The following is a 16,574-nucleotide window of genomic DNA, read 5'->3' as shown; positions in this document are numbered from 1 at the left end:
GCTCCCACATTGGATTTGCGGTGTTCACAAAACCTGTGGGAGCGAGCTTGCTCGCGATGAGGCCAGAAAAGACACCCCAAGACTCACCCCCAAAAGGAAGTCCCCATGACCAGCACCGCCCAGCACACCCAGGTAGTCCAGAAGCAATTCGGTGAACAGGCTGCGGCCTACCTGAGCAGCGCCGTACACGCTCAAGGCACCGAATTCGCGCTGCTGCAGGCTGAGCTGGCCGGGCAGGGCGAGGCACGGGTGCTGGACCTTGGCTGCGGCGCAGGTCACGTGAGCTTTCACGTAGCCTCATTGGTGAAAGAAGTGGTGGCCTACGACCTGTCGCAGCAGATGCTCGATGTGGTGACCGCTGCCGCCATCGATCGTGGTTTGAGCAACGTGTCCACGGTCAACGGTGCCGCCGAGCGCCTGCCGTTCGCCGATGGCGAATTCGATTTCGTCTTCAGCCGTTATTCGGCGCACCATTGGAGCGATCTCGGCGTGGCGTTGCGGGAAGTGCGCCGGGTGTTGAAACCGGGCGGTGTGGCGGCGTTCGTCGACGTATTGTCACCGGGTAGCCCGCTGTTCGACACTTACCTGCAAAGCGTCGAAGTGCTGCGCGACACCAGCCATGTGCGCGATTATTCCGCCGGTGAGTGGTTGCGCCAGGTCAGTGAGGCGGGGCTGCACACGCGCAGTACCACTCGTCAGCGTCTGCGTCTGGAGTACAACAGCTGGGTCGAGCGCATGCGCACGCCTGAAGTGATGCGCGCGGCGATCCGCGAGTTGCAGCAGTCGATGGGCAATGAAGTACGCGAATATTTTGAGATTGAGGCCGATGGTTCGTTCAGTACCGATGTACTGGTGCTGATGGCTGAACGATAAGCTCTGAAAGAAGAGCGCCGAACGATAGAATTTTTCCGGGAGCGCCCCAGGGCGCACCGACAGATGACATGAGGAAAGCATGAGCAAGCAGATTCTGATTCTCCCAGGTGACGGTATTGGCCCGGAAATCATGGCCGAAGCGGTCAAGGTTCTGGAGCTGGCCAGTGACAAGTTCGCCCTGGGCTTCGAGTTGAGCCATGACGTGATCGGTGGCGCTGCCATCGACAAGCACGGCGTGCCCCTGGCCGACGAAACCCTGGAGCGTGCCCGCGCGGCCGACGCCGTGTTGCTGGGCGCCGTTGGCGGCCCGAAATGGGATGCCATCGAACGTGATATCCGCCCTGAGCGCGGCCTGCTGAAGATCCGTGCGCAACTGGGCCTGTTCGGCAACCTGCGTCCGGCGATCCTGTACCCGCAACTGGCCGAGGCTTCCAGCCTGAAGCCGGAGATCGTTTCCGGGCTGGACATCCTGATCGTGCGTGAGCTGACCGGCGGTATCTACTTCGGCGCGCCTCGCGGCACCCGCACCCTGGAAAACGGCGAGCGTCAGTCCTACGACACCCTGCCGTACAGCGAAAGCGAAATCCGTCGTATCGCCCGTGTCGGCTTCGACATGGCCATGGTGCGTGGCAAGAAGCTGTGCTCGGTGGACAAGGCCAACGTACTGGCCTCCAGCCAGCTGTGGCGTGAAGTGGTCGAGCAAGTGGCCAAGGATTATCCTGAAGTCGAACTGAGCCACATGTACGTCGACAACGCCGCCATGCAGCTGGTGCGCGCACCGAAGCAGTTCGACGTGATCGTCACCGACAACATGTTCGGCGATATCCTGTCCGACCAGGCCTCGATGCTCACCGGTTCCATCGGCATGCTGCCGTCGGCGTCCCTGGACACCAACAACAAAGGCATGTACGAGCCGTGCCACGGTTCGGCGCCGGACATCGCGGGCAAGGGCATTGCCAACCCGCTGGCGACCATTTTGTCGGTGTCGATGATGCTGCGTTACAGTTTCAACCAGCAGGCCGCGGCCGATGCCATCGAGAAAGCCGTCAGCCTGGTGCTGGATCAGGGTTTGCGCACGGGCGACATCTGGTCGGCCGGTTGCACTAAAGTCGGTACGCAGGAAATGGGTGACGCAGTAGTCGCCGCGCTGCGGAATCTGTAATCTCTCGGGCCCGCTGCCAAATTCATTACAAAGCAGCGGCCCACATTTCAAGAAGGTGTAGTTGCGATGAAACGTGTAGGTCTGATCGGTTGGCGCGGTATGGTCGGTTCCGTGCTCATGCAGCGGATGCTGGAAGAGCAGGATTTCGATCTTATCGAGCCGGTGTTTTTCACCACTTCCAATGTCGGTGGCCAAGGCCCGTCCGTGGGCAAGGACATTGCTCCGCTCAAGGACGCTTACAGCATTGAAGAGCTGAAAACCCTCGACGTGATTCTGACCTGCCAGGGTGGCGACTACACCAGCGAAGTCTTCCCCAAGCTGCGTGAAGCCGGCTGGCAGGGCTACTGGATCGACGCCGCTTCCAGCCTGCGTATGCAGGATGACGCGGTGATCGTTCTGGACCCGGTGAACCGCAAGGTCATCGACCAGCAACTGGACGCGGGCACCAAGAACTACATCGGCGGCAACTGTACCGTCAGCCTGATGCTGATGGGCCTGGGTGGCCTGTTCGAAGCCGGTCTGGTGGAGTGGATGAGCGCCATGACCTATCAGGCGGCCTCCGGTGCCGGCGCGCAGAACATGCGTGAACTGATCAAGCAGATGGGCGCGACCCACGCCGCTGTTGCCGATCAACTGGCCGATCCGGCCAGCGCGATCCTCGACATCGACCGTCGTGTTGCCGAAGCCATGCGCAGCGACGCGTACCCGACCGAAAACTTCGGCGTACCGCTGGCCGGCAGCCTGATCCCGTGGATCGACAAGGAACTGCCGAACGGCCAGAGCCGCGAAGAGTGGAAGGCCCAGGCCGAGACCAACAAGATCCTCGGTCGCTTCAAGAGCCCGATCCCGGTCGATGGCATCTGTGTGCGTATCGGCGCCATGCGCTGCCACAGCCAGGCGCTGACCATCAAGCTGAACAAAGATGTGCCGATCGCTGATATCGAAGGGCTGATCAGCCAGCACAACCCTTGGGTCAAGCTGGTGCCGAACAGCCGTGAGACCAGCATTCAGGAGCTGAGCCCGAACAAGGTCACCGGCACCCTGAACATCCCGGTTGGCCGTCTGCGCAAGCTGAACATGGGTTCGCAGTTCGTCGGCGCGTTCACCGTTGGCGACCAGTTGTTGTGGGGCGCGGCCGAACCGCTGCGCCGCATGCTGCGGATCCTGCTCGAGCGTTGATCGGTTGATGCAATGAAAGAACCCGCGCCTTGAAAGAGGTGCGGGTTTTTTTATGCAAGTAGCGTCGTCAGTGCCGGCCTCATCGCGAGCAAGCTCGCTCCCACAGAGAGTTGGAGTTGAATAGAAATTTTGTGTACACCATCAGCCCCTGTGGGAGCGAGCTTGCTCGCGATGGGGCCAGGTCAGGCACCACAGAATTGCCTGCATGCCAGTCACCCGGTAAAGTGCCGCTCCCCCCGTTTCGCCAGAGGTAAAACCCATGAGCCAGTCCATTGATATTGCCGTGATCGGCGCCACCGGTACTGTCGGCGAAACACTCGTGCAGATTCTCGAAGAGCGCGATTTCCCGATCGGCACCCTTCATCTGTTGGCCAGCAGCGAATCGGCCGGCAGTTCCGTACCGTTTCGCGGCAAGAACGTGCGGGTACGGGAAGTCGATGAGTTCGACTTCAGCAAGGTGCAGCTTGGGTTTTTCGCGGCCGGCCCGGCGGTTTCGTTGAGTTTTGCTTCCCGCGCGACCGATGCCGGATGCTCGGTGATCGATCTCTCCGGTGCCTTGCCGGCCGAAAAGGCGCCGCAGGTCGTGCCTGAGGCGAACGCCCAGGTGTTGGCTGGCTTGAAAAAACCGTTTCAGGTCAGCAGTCCAAGTCCGTCGGCCACCACGCTGGCGGTGGTGCTCGCGCCGCTGATGGATTTGCTCGATTTGCAGCGCATCAGCCTGACCGCCAGCCTGGCGGTATCGGCCCAGGGCCGCGAAGCCGTGAGCGAGCTGGCGCGGCAGACCGCCGAGCTACTGAATGTGCGGCCGCTGGAGCCGAAATTCTTTGATCGGCAGATGGCCTTCAACCTGTTGGCCCAGGTCGGCAAACCGGATGAGCAAGGCCATACGTTGCTGGAAAAGCGCCTGGTGCGTGAGCTGCGTCAGGTCATGGCGCGGCCGTCATTGAAGATTTCTGTCACTTGCATTCAAGCCCCGGTGTTTTTTGGCGATAGCTATAGCGTGACCCTGCAGTCCGCGAGTGAAATCGACCTGGTGAAAATCAATGCGGCCCTGGAAGACGCACCCGGCATCGAGCTGGTGGAAGCCGGCGATTACCCGACCCCGGTGGGCGATGCGGTAGGGCAGGATGTGGTCTACGTCGGTCGGGTTCGCCAGGGTATCGACGACCCGTCGGAACTTAATCTGTGGCTGACGTCAGATAACGTACGCAAAGGCGCGGCGCTCAACGCTGTGCAGCTGGCTGAGTTGTTGCTTAAAGACCTGCTGTAAAAGATACTTTGCAACAATTTGTCGATTGATTCCGGGCGAGCCTATGCTTGCCGGAGTGCTGAAGGCGAGCCGCTCTGCGGGGCTTTGCCGGGCATTAATGAAATGACCGCGCGCGACGACTCTCGCCGTTGCGCGCAATGCCTTACGGCAGCGACTATCAATACCTTCTCGCTGGCCGAGGAATGTTCAAACTAAGGATGAGCTAATGGTTCAAGTTCGCAAACTGGTGTTAGCAATAGCGGCCGCCTCGGCGCTGTCCTCCGGTATGGCGCATGCCCTCGGGCTCGGGGAGCTGACCCTGAAATCGACGCTGAACCAGCCGTTGGTGGCGGAAATCGAATTGCTCGACGTCAAGGAACTCACCGCTGCCGAAGTGGTGCCGAGCCTGGCCTCACCAGACGATTTCGCCAAGGCCGGTGTCGACCGCCAGGCGTTTCTGAACGACTTGACCTTCACCCCGGTGCTAAACGCCAGCGGCAAAAGCATCCTGCGCGTGACCTCCAGCAAGCCACTCTCCGAACCCATGGTGAAGTTCCTGGTTCAGGTCATGTGGCCGAACGGTCGTTTGCTGCGCGACTACAGTGTGCTGCTCGATCCGTCCAAATTCTCGCCGCAAACCGCTGAAGCGGCTGCGCAACCGACGTCAACGGTTGCCGCACCCGTAACCGGTGCGACCAAGGCGTCCCAATACACCACCACACCGCGCGATACCCTGTGGGAAATCGCCGCGAAGGCGCGTAATGGCGGTTCGATCCAGCAAACCATGCTCGCCATCCAGGCGCTGAACCCGGACGCCTTCATTGACGGCAACATCAACCGCTTGAAAACCGGCCAGGTGCTGCGCCTGCCGGACCAGGCGCAGAGCGCCGGCCTGCCGCAACCCAAGGCCATTGCCGAAGTAGCCGCGCAAAACAAGGCCTGGCGTCAGGGTCGTCGTTATGTGGCGAAACCCGGGGCAGGGCAGCAGCAGCTCGACGCCACCAATCGCGCACGCACCGATGGTGCTCCGGCTCAAGCGGCCACCGACAAGCTGAGCCTGGTTTCTGCCGAGTCCGGCAAGAACCGTGGCAAAGGTCCTGTCGGCGATGCCAGGGCCCTCGGCAACAAGCTGGCGGTGACCCAGGAAAGCCTCGACACCAGTCGTCGTGATAATGCCGAACTGAAGAGCCGCATGGCCGACCTGCAAAGCCAGGTGGACAAGCTGCAGCGCCTGATTGAGCTGAAGAACAACCAATTGGCCAAGTTGCAGGCCGAGGGCGCAAATGGCGCCCCGGCTGCTGCGACGGCTCCGGCAATGTCGGCCGAACTTGCTGCCAACCCGGCCGCAGCGCCTGCTCCGGCTGACACTGCACCAGCGTCCGAGGCAACTCCGGCGTCGGCCGAGAAGCCCGTTGAGGCAACACCGGCAGCATCCGACGATCAGAAATTCAATGAGTTGCTGACCAATCCGGTGCTCCTGGGCCTGGTGGGTGGCGGTGCGGTGATTCTACTGCTCTTGCTGCTGTTGCTGGCGCGCCGCCGCAAAGCCCTGCAAGAAGCCGAAAAGCATATGCGCATGGCGCGTGCCTTGGCCGAAGAACAGCCGTTCTCGGCCGATTTCGACTTGCCGGAAACCAGCTTCGAAGGCCTGGAAGTTCCGTCGCCGAGCGTGAAGCTGGCGACTGCACCGACGCCTGCTCCCGCGCCAGCGCCGGTCGTTGCTCCAGTCGTGATGACCACGCCGATCGCCGCGCCATTGGTGGCGCCGGCTGCCGAGCGTTCCGACGACGTGCTGGGCCAGGCCCAGTCGCACATCAATGCCGGTCGCTTGAACCAGGCTGCCGCGTTGCTGGAGGACGGCGTCAAGCAGGAGCCCAAGCGCAGTGACCTGCGCTTGAAACTGATGGAAGTCTACGGCCAGCAAGGCGATCGCGATGCGTTCGTCGGCCAGGAGCGTCAGTTGGTGGCCAATGGCGATAACTTTGCCCAGGTTGAAAAGCTCAAAAGCCGCTTCCCGGCCATGGCGCTGGTGGCTGCCGGTGGTATCGCCGCAGCCGCCGTTGCCGCCGAGCTGGACGCGCAATACGTCAAGGATCTGTTGCTCGATGAGCCGCAAGCACCGGCGCCAGAGCCAGAACCGGCGACGTTCGAGGATGACCTCGACAGCGCCTTCGACCTGAGCCTGGATGATCTGGACGCGATCACGCCTGTGGCGCCGGCACCTGCGCCGGAGCCTGAAGTGGCGGCGCTGGCAGACCTGGATGAATTCCCGCTGGATGACGATCTGAGTTTTGAGTCGGTGTTGCAGCAACAGACTGAAATCAAGGAAAACCTCGATGATCTGTCGGACTTCGACCTGGACCTGGATCTCGGTGCAGAACCGTTGCCGGCGATACTGGCTGAAGATGATTTCCTGCTGGATCTGGACGAAGGCGTGAAGGACTTTCCGGTCGCCGAAACCCCGGCTGTTCCCGAGGTTGCACTGGATGATCTGGAATTACCGGCCGATTTCGACCTGTCGCTGGCCGATGAAATGGACGCGCCGGATGCGTTCGAAGCAGAGTTGGATGATGTCAACGCCGAGCTGGAGAGCCTGTCCAACAGCATCGGCGAGCCGACCTTCACCGAAGCAGATGCCGCGCTGGGCGACGATGATGACTTCGACTTCCTCTCGGGCACTGACGAAGCCGCCACCAAGCTCGATCTGGCTCAGGCCTATATCGACATGGGCGACAGCGACGGTGCCCGCGACATCCTCAATGAAGTGGTAAGCGAAGGCAGTGCCGAGCAGAAGAGTGAAGCCGAGGAAATGCTTTCGCGCCTGGCTTGAGTGTTCGGTAGGTTGTAAACAGAGCGGCAGCCTATTGAGGCTGCCGTTTTTGTTTGGTCCATGAATTGATGTCGTCTGCGGTGGCCCCTTCGCGGGCAAGCCCGCTCCCACAATGGTTTTGTGTTGACCACAAAATGTGCATCCACTAAAGATCCCCTGTGGGAGCGAGCTTGCTCGCGATGAGGCCCTAACATTCACTCCAGTCCCTCAGTTGTACTGGCATCCCCTCCAGTCGGCCTTATAATGCCCGCCTTTGGTACATCAGCAGGCTGTCCCTCCTTGGCAAATATAGATAACCCGGCCGCCGAAATGGCAGCCGACGGCTTTTTCCGCATCGCGCTGGGCGTCGAATACAAGGGCTCGCGCTACCGCGGCTGGCAGCGCCAGGCGTCCGGGGTGCTCACCGTGCAGGAAACCCTCGAAAACGCCTTGTCCAAAGTCGCCGATTCACCCGTTTCGCTGATGTGCGCCGGGCGTACCGATGCCGGGGTGCATGCCTGCGGACAGGTGGTGCATTTCGACACCCAGGTCGAGCGTTCGATGAAGGCCTGGACCATGGGCGCCAACATCAACTTGCCCCACGACGTCAGTGTCAGTTGGGCCAAGGTCATGCCAGCGCATTTCCATGCGCGGTTCAAGGCCATTGCCCGGCGTTATCGCTATGTGATCTACAACGATCAGATCCGCCCCGCACACCTGAACGAAGAAGTGACCTGGAACCACCGTCCGCTGGACGTCGAGCGCATGGCCGAGGCCGCCCAGTACCTGCTCGGCACCCATGATTTCAGCGCGTTTCGCGCCGGCCAGTGCCAGGCCAAGTCGCCGATCAAGGAGCTGCACCACCTGCGCGTCACCCGTCACGGCAAGATGATCGTGCTGGATATTCGCGCCAGCGCCTTCCTGCATCACATGGTGCGCAACATTGCCGGCGTGCTGATGACCATTGGTGCTGGTGAGCGTCCGGTGGAGTGGATGAAAGAGGTGTTGGAGAGCCGGATTCGGCGGACCGGTGGCGTGACCGCGCATCCATTCGGTTTGTATCTGGTTCAGGTCGAGTACCGTGACGAGTTCCAATTACCCGAGCGCTACATCGGTCCACACTTCCTGACCGGTTTCTCGGAACTTGGCGGCTGACGCCCTCGGATGCTTTTGTTACCATCCGGGACTTTCCCGGATTTGTCTTGGAGTTGTGTCGACATGTCAGCCGTTCGCAGCAAGATCTGTGGGATTACCCGCATGGAAGATGCGTTGGCAGCCGTCGAGGCCGGGGCGGATGCCATCGGATTCGTGTTCTACGCCAAAAGCCCCCGTGCGGTGACGTTCCAGCAGGCGCGCTCGATCATCAAGGCGCTGCCGCCGTTCGTAACCACCGTGGGCTTGTTCGTCAATGCGAGCCGTTGCGAATTGGGTGAAATTCTCGACGCGGTGCCCCTGGACCTGCTGCAATTTCACGGCGATGAAAGCGCGGCCGAGTGCGAAGGTTGGCACCGCCCGTACATCAAGGCGCTGCGGGTCAAGGCGGGTGATGACATCGCCGCGGCCTGTGATGCCTATGCCAGTGCCAGCGGGATCTTGCTCGATACCTATGTCGAAGGCGTTCCCGGAGGAACCGGTGAGGCATTTGACTGGTCACTGATACCGCAAGGCTTGAGCAAGCCGATCATTCTGGCGGGCGGTCTGACGCCGGATAACGTCGCCGAAGCGGTTGCGCGCGTTCGACCTTACGCCGTGGATGTCAGCGGCGGGGTAGAGGCGAGCAAGGGCATCAAGGATCACGCAAAGATTCAGGCATTTATCAAAGCGGTACGCGGTAGCACCTGTTGATGTGACGGCTGGCAGACTGCCGCCGTCCACTGCACTGTACAAAGCGGATGCACTGCACACAGCAGGCAGATCCGAGGGTTTGTGGTTGCACGCAGGTCATGTTTCGCGCTGACCGTGGCAGTCCATCGACCGTCGCCGCACACATGAATTTAGCGCTAGGGCATACACGGGGCCGCGAACCAGAGCGTTCGGGCCGCCGGTACTGGAGAAAGAAAGCATGAGCAACTGGTTAGTAGACAAACTGATCCCTTCGATCATGCGTTCCGAGGTCAAAAAGAGCTCGGTGCCTGAAGGTCTTTGGCACAAATGCCCGTCTTGCGAGGCTGTGCTTTATCGTCCAGAGTTGGAAAAGACCCTGGACGTTTGCCCCAAGTGCAACCATCACATGCGTATCGGCGCCCGCGCTCGTATCGACATTTTTCTCGACGTTGAAGGTCGTACCGAGCTGGGTGCGGACCTGGAGCCGGTTGACCGTCTGAAATTCCGCGACGGCAAGAAGTACAAGGACCGCCTGACCGCTGCACAAAAGCAGACCGGTGAAAAAGATGCGCTGGTTTCCATGAGCGGCACTTTGCTGGGCATGCCGGTCGTGGTTTCGGCGTTCGAGTTTTCCTTCATGGGCGGTTCGATGGGCGCCATCGTCGGTGAGCGTTTCGTTCGCGCCGCCAACTACGCCCTGGAAAAACGTTGCCCGATGATCTGCTTCGCCGCTTCCGGCGGTGCGCGGATGCAGGAAGCGCTGATTTCCCTGATGCAGATGGCCAAGACCTCCGCGGTGCTGGCGCGTTTGCGTGAAGAGGGCATCCCGTTCATCTCGGTGTTGACCGATCCGGTCTACGGCGGCGTTTCCGCCAGTCTGGCGATGCTGGGTGACGTGATTGTCGGTGAGCCGAAGGCGTTGATCGGTTTTGCCGGTCCGCGTGTGATCGAGCAAACCGTGCGTGAAAAACTGCCGGAAGGCTTCCAGCGCAGCGAGTTCCTGCTGGAGCACGGTGCCATCGACATGATCATCGATCGTCAGGAGCTGCGTCCGCGTCTGGGCAACCTGCTGGCGCAAATGATGGGTCTGCCAACGCCGAAGTTCGTGGCTGCACCTATCGAGCCGATCGTGGTTCCACCGGTACCTGTCGGCCTATGACCCAACGTACCCTTGGCGAATGGCTCGCCTACCTCGAGCAGTTGCACCCTTCGGCCATCGACATGGGCCTGGAGCGGTCGCAGCAGGTAGCGTCCCGCATGGGACTGGGCAAGCCGGCGCCGCGGGTGATTACGGTCACCGGGACCAACGGCAAGGGTTCCACCTGTGCGTTCGTGGCGTCCTTGCTGCGGGCCCAGGGCTTGAAAGTGGGGGTTTACAACTCCCCGCACCTGCTGCGTTACAACGAGCGGGTGCAGGTCAATGGCGTCGAAGCCACTGACGCCGAGCTGTGCGAGGCCTTTGTCGCGGTAGAGGCCGGGCGCGGCGATACTTCCCTGACTTACTTCGAAATGGGCACCCTGGCGGCGTTCTGGCTATTCCAGCGTTCAGGGCTCGATGCTGTGGTGCTGGAAGTCGGTCTTGGCGGTCGCCTGGATACGGTCAACGTGGTGGACGCCGATGTGGCGCTGGTCACCAGTATTGGCGTCGATCATGCGGATTACCTCGGTGATACACGAGAGTCCGTGGCCTTCGAGAAGGCCGGTATTTTCCGTCAGGGCGCGCCTGCGCTCTGCGGCGATCTGAATCCTCCACAACCTCTGCTGGACAAGGCGCGCGAGCTAAAATGCCCGTTTTTCCTGCGTGGGCGCGATTTTGATCTCGGTATGACCGATCACAACTGGCAGTGGCGCGGTGTCGATGCGCAAGGGCGTGCAGTTGAACTGCGCGACTTGCCACTGCTCGATCTGCCGATGGAAAACGCTGCGCTGGCGATGCAGGCGTACCTGCTGCTCGGCTTGCCTTGGGTGGATGCGCAGATTATCGAGGCGCTGCGGGCAACGAAGGTAGTCGGTCGCCTGGATCGCCGTGAGTTCGAGTGGCTAGGCAAGCGCTTGAATCTATTGCTGGATGTGGGGCATAACCCCCATGCGGCGGAGTATCTGGCTCGTCGTCTGGCCAGTCGCCCGCCGGTCGGCAAGCGCCTGGCGGTGTTCGGGCTGTTGGCGGACAAGGATCTGGATGGTGTTGTCGGCGAATTGAATGCTAGTGTCCAGCACTGGGCTGTCGCACCGCTGGATTCGCCTCGAGCGCGTCCGGTTGCGGATTTGCACGGCGCTCTGCAGGGTCTGGGTGCTTCGGTCACGTCATACGAAAGTGTCGCGGCCGCCCTGGAAGGGCAGTGCGCGCGGGCCACGAGCGACGACGAAATCCTGTTGTTCGGATCATTTTATTGTGTCGCCGAGGCCCTTGAATGGCTGGCCCGGCGCTCCACGGAGGACGCGGCAAATGGCATTGCTGGATAAGGCATACAAGCAGCGCATGGTTGGCGCCCTGGTGTTGGTCGCGCTGGCAGTGATTTTTCTGCCGATGCTGTTTTCCCGCCAGGACGAACAGCGCCAGGTGACGGTCGAAGCGCCGGCGGCTCCGCGGGCGCCTGCGATGCCCCAGGTGCAGGTCGAGCCCGTGGTGGTGCCCGAGCCGCAAGCCTTGCCTCAGGAACCCGTGCCGAGCGATGACGAAATCGCCCAGCAGGAATCGGCGGTGCCAAGTGCGCCGGTAGTTCCAGCACCAGCGGCTCCAGCGCCAGCGGCCAAACCGGCTGCACCGGCGCCAGTCCCGGCTCTGGCCGCCAAACCTGCGACAGCGCCTGCCCAGCCGATCACCGCAGCACCGGGCAAGCCGGACACCACGCAAAGCCGTGTCGATGCCAATGGTTTGTCTGTCAGCTGGTCGGTGCAACTGGCCAGCCTGTCGAGTCGTGAAAGCGCGGAAAAACTTCAGAAAACCCTGCGCAGCCAGGGTTACAACGCCTACATCCGTACCGCCGACGGCAAAAACCGGGTGTTTGTCGGGCCGTTGATCGAGCGCGCTGAGGCCGACCGCCTGCGTGACTTGCTGAACCGCCAGCAGAATCTCAAGGGGTTTGTGGTGCGCTTTCAACCGGAACGTGGCTAAAACTATCGCCCCGATATGAAATGCACTGGCAATAGCAGCTTACCGATAAGCACGGGCTCTGCTAAAATGCGCCGCCTTATCCGTCTGTAGGCTGCACTGTGCCATTTACCTGGGTTGACTGGGCGATCGTAGCGATCGTCGCCATCTCCGCATTGATCAGTCTGAGCCGCGGCTTCGTCAAAGAAGCATTGTCGCTGCTGACCTGGATCATCGCAGGAGTCGTTGCCTGGATGTTCGGTGGCTCACTGTCCGAGTACCTCGGCGGGTACATTCAAACGCCATCGGCTCGTATAATCACGGGCTGTGCCATCATGTTTGTCGCCACTTTAATCGTAGGCGCAATGATCAATTATCTTATCGGCGAACTGGTTCGCGTCACCGGGCTCTCCGGGACCGACCGATTCCTCGGCATGGCCTTCGGCGCCGCGCGTGGCGGGTTGCTGGTGGTCATCGCCGTCGGGCTGTTGAGCCTGGGGCCGGTACAGCAGGACGGGTGGTGGAAAGAGTCACAGCTCGTGCCAAAATTTTTATTGGTCGCCGACTGGTCCAAAAACCTGATCCTCGGGTGGAGCAGTCAGTGGCTTGCCAGCGGAATCAGCGTACCCGCTGATATACCGTTCAAGGAGCACCTCTTGCCGATGGCCAAAACGCCTCAGTGAGTTGTGTTCAGTTCAGATCCATTAAGTAGGGGTTGCGTCGCATGTGTGGCATCGTCGGTATCGTCGGTAAGTCGAACGTCAATCAGGCGCTGTATGACGCGCTAACCGTCCTCCAGCACCGCGGCCAGGACGCTGCCGGTATCGTGACCAGCCACGATGGCCGGTTATTCCTGCGCAAGGACAACGGCCTGGTGCGTGACGTGTTCCATCAGCGTCACATGCAGCGCCTGGTCGGTCACATGGGTATTGGCCATGTGCGCTACCCGACCGCGGGCAGCTCGACCTCGGCCGAAGCTCAACCGTTTTACGTCAACTCGCCTTACGGCATCACCCTGGCGCACAACGGTAACCTGACCAACGTTGAACAACTGGCCAAGGAGATTTACGAATCTGACCTGCGCCACGTCAACACCAGCTCCGATTCGGAAGTGCTGCTGAACGTGTTCGCTCACGAACTGGCCCAGCGCGGCAAGTTGCAGCCAACCGAAGAAGACGTGTTCGCCGCTGTGACTGACGTGCACAACCGTTGTGTCGGTGGCTACGCCGTCGTGGCGATGGTGACCGGCTACGGCATCGTCGGTTTCCGCGACCCGCACGGCATCCGTCCGATCGTGTTCGGCCAGCGTCACACCGACGAAGGCGTCGAGTACATGATCGCCTCCGAAAGCGTTTCCCTGGACGTGCTCGGCTTCACCCTGATTCGCGACCTGGCACCGGGCGAAGCGGTCTACATCACTGAAGACGGCAAGCTGCACACCCGTCAGTGCGCGACCAACCCGTCGTTGACTCCGTGCATTTTCGAACATGTGTACCTGGCGCGTCCGGATTCGATCATCGACGGCGTGTCGGTCTACAAGGCCCGCCTGCGCATGGGTGAGAAGCTGGCCGAGAAGATCCTGCGCGAGCGTCCGGATCACGATATCGACGTGGTCATCCCGATCCCGGACACCAGCCGCACCGCGGCCCTGGAACTGGCGAACCACCTGGGCGTGAAGTTCCGCGAAGGCTTCGTGAAGAACCGCTACATCGGCCGGACCTTCATCATGCCGGGCCAGGCTGCGCGCAAGAAGTCGGTACGCCAGAAGCTCAATGCCATCGAGCTGGAATTCCGCGGCAAGAACGTGATGCTGGTGGATGACTCCATCGTTCGCGGTACCACTTGCAAGCAGATCATCCAGATGGCCCGCGAAGCTGGCGCCAAGAACGTGTACTTCTGCTCTGCGGCCCCAGCGGTTCGCTACCCGAACGTCTATGGCATCGACATGCCGAGCGCTCACGAACTGATCGCCCACAACCGTTCGACCCAGGACGTGGCTGACTTGATCGGCGCTGACTGGCTGATTTATCAGGATCTGCCTGACTTGATCGAAGCGGTCGGTGGCGGCAAGATCAAGATCGACAAGTTCGATTGCGCGGTGTTCGATGGCCAGTACGTCACCGGCGACGTCGACGAGGCTTACCTGAACAAGATCGAGCAGGCACGCAACGATGCCTCCAAGGTCAAGACGCAGGCAGTCAGTGCGATCATCGATCTGTACAACAACTGAGTATCTACCGGCCCTGAGGGGCCGGTTTTGTATCTGGCAAAAAGAACTTCATCTATCAAGAGCAGGGCAAGGAGTGAGAGCATGAGTCAGGAATGGGATGCCGGTCGGCTGGACAGCGACCTCGAAGGTGTAGCGTTCGATACCCTGGCCGTACGCGCCGGTCAGCACCGTACGCCGGAAGGCGAACACGGTGATCCGATGTTCTTCACCTCCAGCTACGTGTTTCGTACCGCCGCCGACGCCGCTGCGCGCTTCGCTGGCGAAGTGCCGGGCAACGTTTATTCGCGCTACACCAACCCGACCGTACGCGCGTTCGAAGAGCGCATCGCCGCGCTGGAAAGCGCCGAGCAGGCCGTGGCCACCGCCACCGGTATGGCCGCGATCATGGCTGTGGTGATGAGCCTGTGCAGCGCCGGTGATCACGTGCTGGTGTCGCGTAGCGTATTCGGCTCGACCATCAGCCTGTTCGAAAAGTACTTCAAGCGCTTCGGCATCGAAGTCGATTACGTGGCCCTGGCGGATTTGTCCGGCTGGGACGCGGCGATCAAGGCCAATACCAAATTGCTGTTCGTCGAGTCGCCGTCCAACCCGCTGGCCGAATTGGTCGACATCGCCGAACTGGCGAAAATCGCGCACACCAAAGGCACGATGCTGGTGGTCGACAACTGCTTCTGCACCCCGGCCTTGCAGCAGCCGCTGAAAATGGGCGCGGACATCGTCGTGCACTCGGCCACCAAGTTCATCGATGGCCAGGGCCGTTGCATGGGCGGCGTGGTCGCCGGTCGCAGCGAGCAGATGAAAGAGGTGGTGGGCTTCCTGCGTACCGCCGGGCCGACCCTGAGCCCGTTCAATGCCTGGATCTTCCTCAAGGGCCTGGAAACCCTGAACCTGCGGATGAAGGCCCATTGTGCCAACGCCCAGCAACTGGCCGAATGGCTGGAGCAGCAGGAAGGCATCGAGAAAGTCCATTACGCCGGTCTCAAGAGTCATCCACAGCACGAACTGGCGCTGCGCCAGCAGAAGGGTTTCGGTGCGGTCGTCAGTTTTGAAGTGAAGGGTGGTAAAGAGGGCGCCTGGCGCTTTATCGATGCCACGCGCCTGATTTCGATCACCGCCAACCTGGGCGACAGCAAGACCACCATCACCCATCCGAGCACCACGTCCCATGGTCGCCTGGCGCCGCAGGAACGTGAAGCGGCGGGCATTCGTGACAGCCTGATCCGCGTTGCGGTCGGTCTGGAAGACGTGGCGGACCTGCAAGCCGATCTGGCGCGCGGTCTGGCTGCGTTGTGATCGAGTTGCCTGCACCGACCACCGGCTCGAATGGCCGCGTAGCGCTGGTGACCGGCGCTGCGCGGGGCATTGGCCTGGGGATCTCGGCCTGGCTGATCAGCGAAGGCTGGCAAGTCGTGTTGACGGATCTGGACCGCGAGCGCGGCTCGAAAGTGGCGAAGGTGCTGGGTGACAACGCCTGGTTCATCACCATGGATGTCGCCAGCGAGGGGCAGGTCGCACTGGGCGTGGCCGAGGTGCTCGGCCAGTTCGGGCGCCTGGATGCACTGGTCTGCAATGCCGCGGTTGCCGATCCGCATAACATCACTCTGGAAAGCCTCGACTTGGCTCACTGGAATCGGGTGTTGGCGGTGAACCTCAGCGGGCCGATGTTGCTGGCCAAGCACTGTGCGCCGTACCTGCGCGCTCACAGCGGTGCCATCGTCAATCTGGCCTCGACCCGCGCCGGGCAGTCTGAACCCGACACAGAGGCTTACGCGGCGAGCAAGGGCGGTTTGTTGGCCCTGACGCATGCGTTGGCGATCAGTCTTGGCCCGGAGATCCGGGTCAATGCCGTCAGCCCTGGCTGGATCGATGCGCGCGATCCTTCGGTGCGGCGTGCCGAACCCTTGACCGAAGCCGATCATGCCCAGCATCCGGCGGGCAGGGTAGGGACGGTCGAGGATGTCGCGGCGATGGTGGCCTGGCTGCTGTCGAGGAACGCCGGGTTTGTCACCGGCCAGGAATTCGTGGTCGATGGCGGCATGACCAAGAAGATGATTTACAGCGAGTGATGGGGGCAGGGTGCGGTTTTCGGCATTTGATGTTGAATGTGCTGCCCTCATCGCGAGCAAGCTCGCTCCCACAGAGGGAGAGAGCATGCTT

General features: G+C 61.3%; 14 protein-coding genes. All 14 read left to right on the top strand.

From position 1 onward, the window contains the following. Positions 1-105: 105 nt before the first annotated feature. The 14 genes from AC1DU9_RS14320 to AC1DU9_RS14255 all read left to right on the top strand — a co-directional run bounded on the left by AC1DU9_RS14320 (position 106) and on the right by AC1DU9_RS14255 (position 16,483). The gene (locus AC1DU9_RS14320; RefSeq protein ID WP_223457078.1) at positions 106-873 is read left to right on the top strand and encodes a class I SAM-dependent methyltransferase; all 768 of its coding nucleotides are present in this window, start codon (positions 106-108) and stop codon (positions 871-873) included. A gap of 79 nt (positions 874-952) precedes the next feature. Further along, entirely contained in the window at positions 953-2,035 is a 1,083-nt protein-coding gene (gene leuB, locus AC1DU9_RS14315) for a 3-isopropylmalate dehydrogenase (protein ID WP_056722174.1), read from the top strand. A gap of 66 nt (positions 2,036-2,101) precedes the next feature. Then, the gene (gene asd, locus AC1DU9_RS14310) at positions 2,102-3,214 is read left to right on the top strand and encodes an aspartate-semialdehyde dehydrogenase (protein WP_007975660.1); all 1,113 of its coding nucleotides are present in this window, start codon (positions 2,102-2,104) and stop codon (positions 3,212-3,214) included. A gap of 259 nt (positions 3,215-3,473) precedes the next feature. Beyond that, complete coding sequence (locus AC1DU9_RS14305) at positions 3,474-4,484, top strand: aspartate-semialdehyde dehydrogenase (protein ID WP_223457082.1); 1,011 nt, start codon at positions 3,474-3,476, stop codon at positions 4,482-4,484. Positions 4,485-4,689: 205 nt separating this feature from the next. Next, positions 4,690-7,293 carry a motility hub landmark protein FimV gene (locus tag AC1DU9_RS14300; protein WP_477810362.1) on the top strand — a complete coding sequence of 868 codons (2,604 nt, stop codon included), beginning with the start codon at positions 4,690-4,692 and terminating at the stop codon, positions 7,291-7,293. A gap of 309 nt (positions 7,294-7,602) precedes the next feature. Continuing rightward, entirely contained in the window at positions 7,603-8,427 is an 825-nt protein-coding gene (gene truA, locus AC1DU9_RS14295; RefSeq protein ID WP_095943676.1) for a tRNA pseudouridine(38-40) synthase TruA, read from the top strand. 63 nt (positions 8,428-8,490) lie between these two features. After that, positions 8,491-9,117, top strand: coding sequence for a phosphoribosylanthranilate isomerase (locus AC1DU9_RS14290; protein ID WP_223457086.1), 627 nt, complete (start codon positions 8,491-8,493; stop codon positions 9,115-9,117). A 217-nt stretch (positions 9,118-9,334) separates the two neighbouring features. Then, complete coding sequence (gene accD, locus AC1DU9_RS14285) at positions 9,335-10,255, top strand: acetyl-CoA carboxylase, carboxyltransferase subunit beta (protein WP_223457088.1); 921 nt, start codon at positions 9,335-9,337, stop codon at positions 10,253-10,255. Next, on the top strand, positions 10,252-11,559 hold the full coding sequence (folC, locus tag AC1DU9_RS14280; RefSeq protein ID WP_223457090.1) for a bifunctional tetrahydrofolate synthase/dihydrofolate synthase: 1,308 nt from the start codon (positions 10,252-10,254) through the stop codon (positions 11,557-11,559). Before accD ends, folC begins: the two co-directional genes overlap by 4 nt. Further along, entirely contained in the window at positions 11,543-12,211 is a 669-nt protein-coding gene (locus tag AC1DU9_RS14275) for an SPOR domain-containing protein (RefSeq protein ID WP_223457093.1), read from the top strand. The genes folC and AC1DU9_RS14275 overlap by 17 nt, the downstream gene beginning before the upstream one ends. Positions 12,212-12,309: 98 nt before the next feature. Further along, on the top strand, positions 12,310-12,870 hold the full coding sequence (locus AC1DU9_RS14270) for a CvpA family protein (protein ID WP_223457095.1): 561 nt from the start codon (positions 12,310-12,312) through the stop codon (positions 12,868-12,870). A 41-nt stretch (positions 12,871-12,911) separates the two neighbouring features. Beyond that, entirely contained in the window at positions 12,912-14,417 is a 1,506-nt protein-coding gene (gene purF / locus AC1DU9_RS14265) for an amidophosphoribosyltransferase (RefSeq protein WP_108217777.1), read from the top strand. 81 nt (positions 14,418-14,498) lie between these two features. Then, positions 14,499-15,710 carry an O-succinylhomoserine sulfhydrylase gene (locus tag AC1DU9_RS14260; protein WP_477810361.1) on the top strand — a complete coding sequence of 404 codons (1,212 nt, stop codon included), beginning with the start codon at positions 14,499-14,501 and terminating at the stop codon, positions 15,708-15,710. Further along, positions 15,707-16,483 (top strand): SDR family oxidoreductase, encoded by a 777-nt coding sequence (locus AC1DU9_RS14255; RefSeq protein WP_477810360.1) that lies wholly within the window; start codon positions 15,707-15,709, stop codon positions 16,481-16,483. The genes AC1DU9_RS14260 and AC1DU9_RS14255 overlap by 4 nt, the downstream gene beginning before the upstream one ends. The last annotated feature ends 91 nt before the right edge of the window (positions 16,484-16,574 follow it).

It is taken from the genome of Pseudomonas sp. P4_C1 (genome assembly GCF_056402155.1).
Note: the sequence above shows the minus strand (reverse complement) of the source record. Positions and strands in the feature narration are given on the sequence as shown.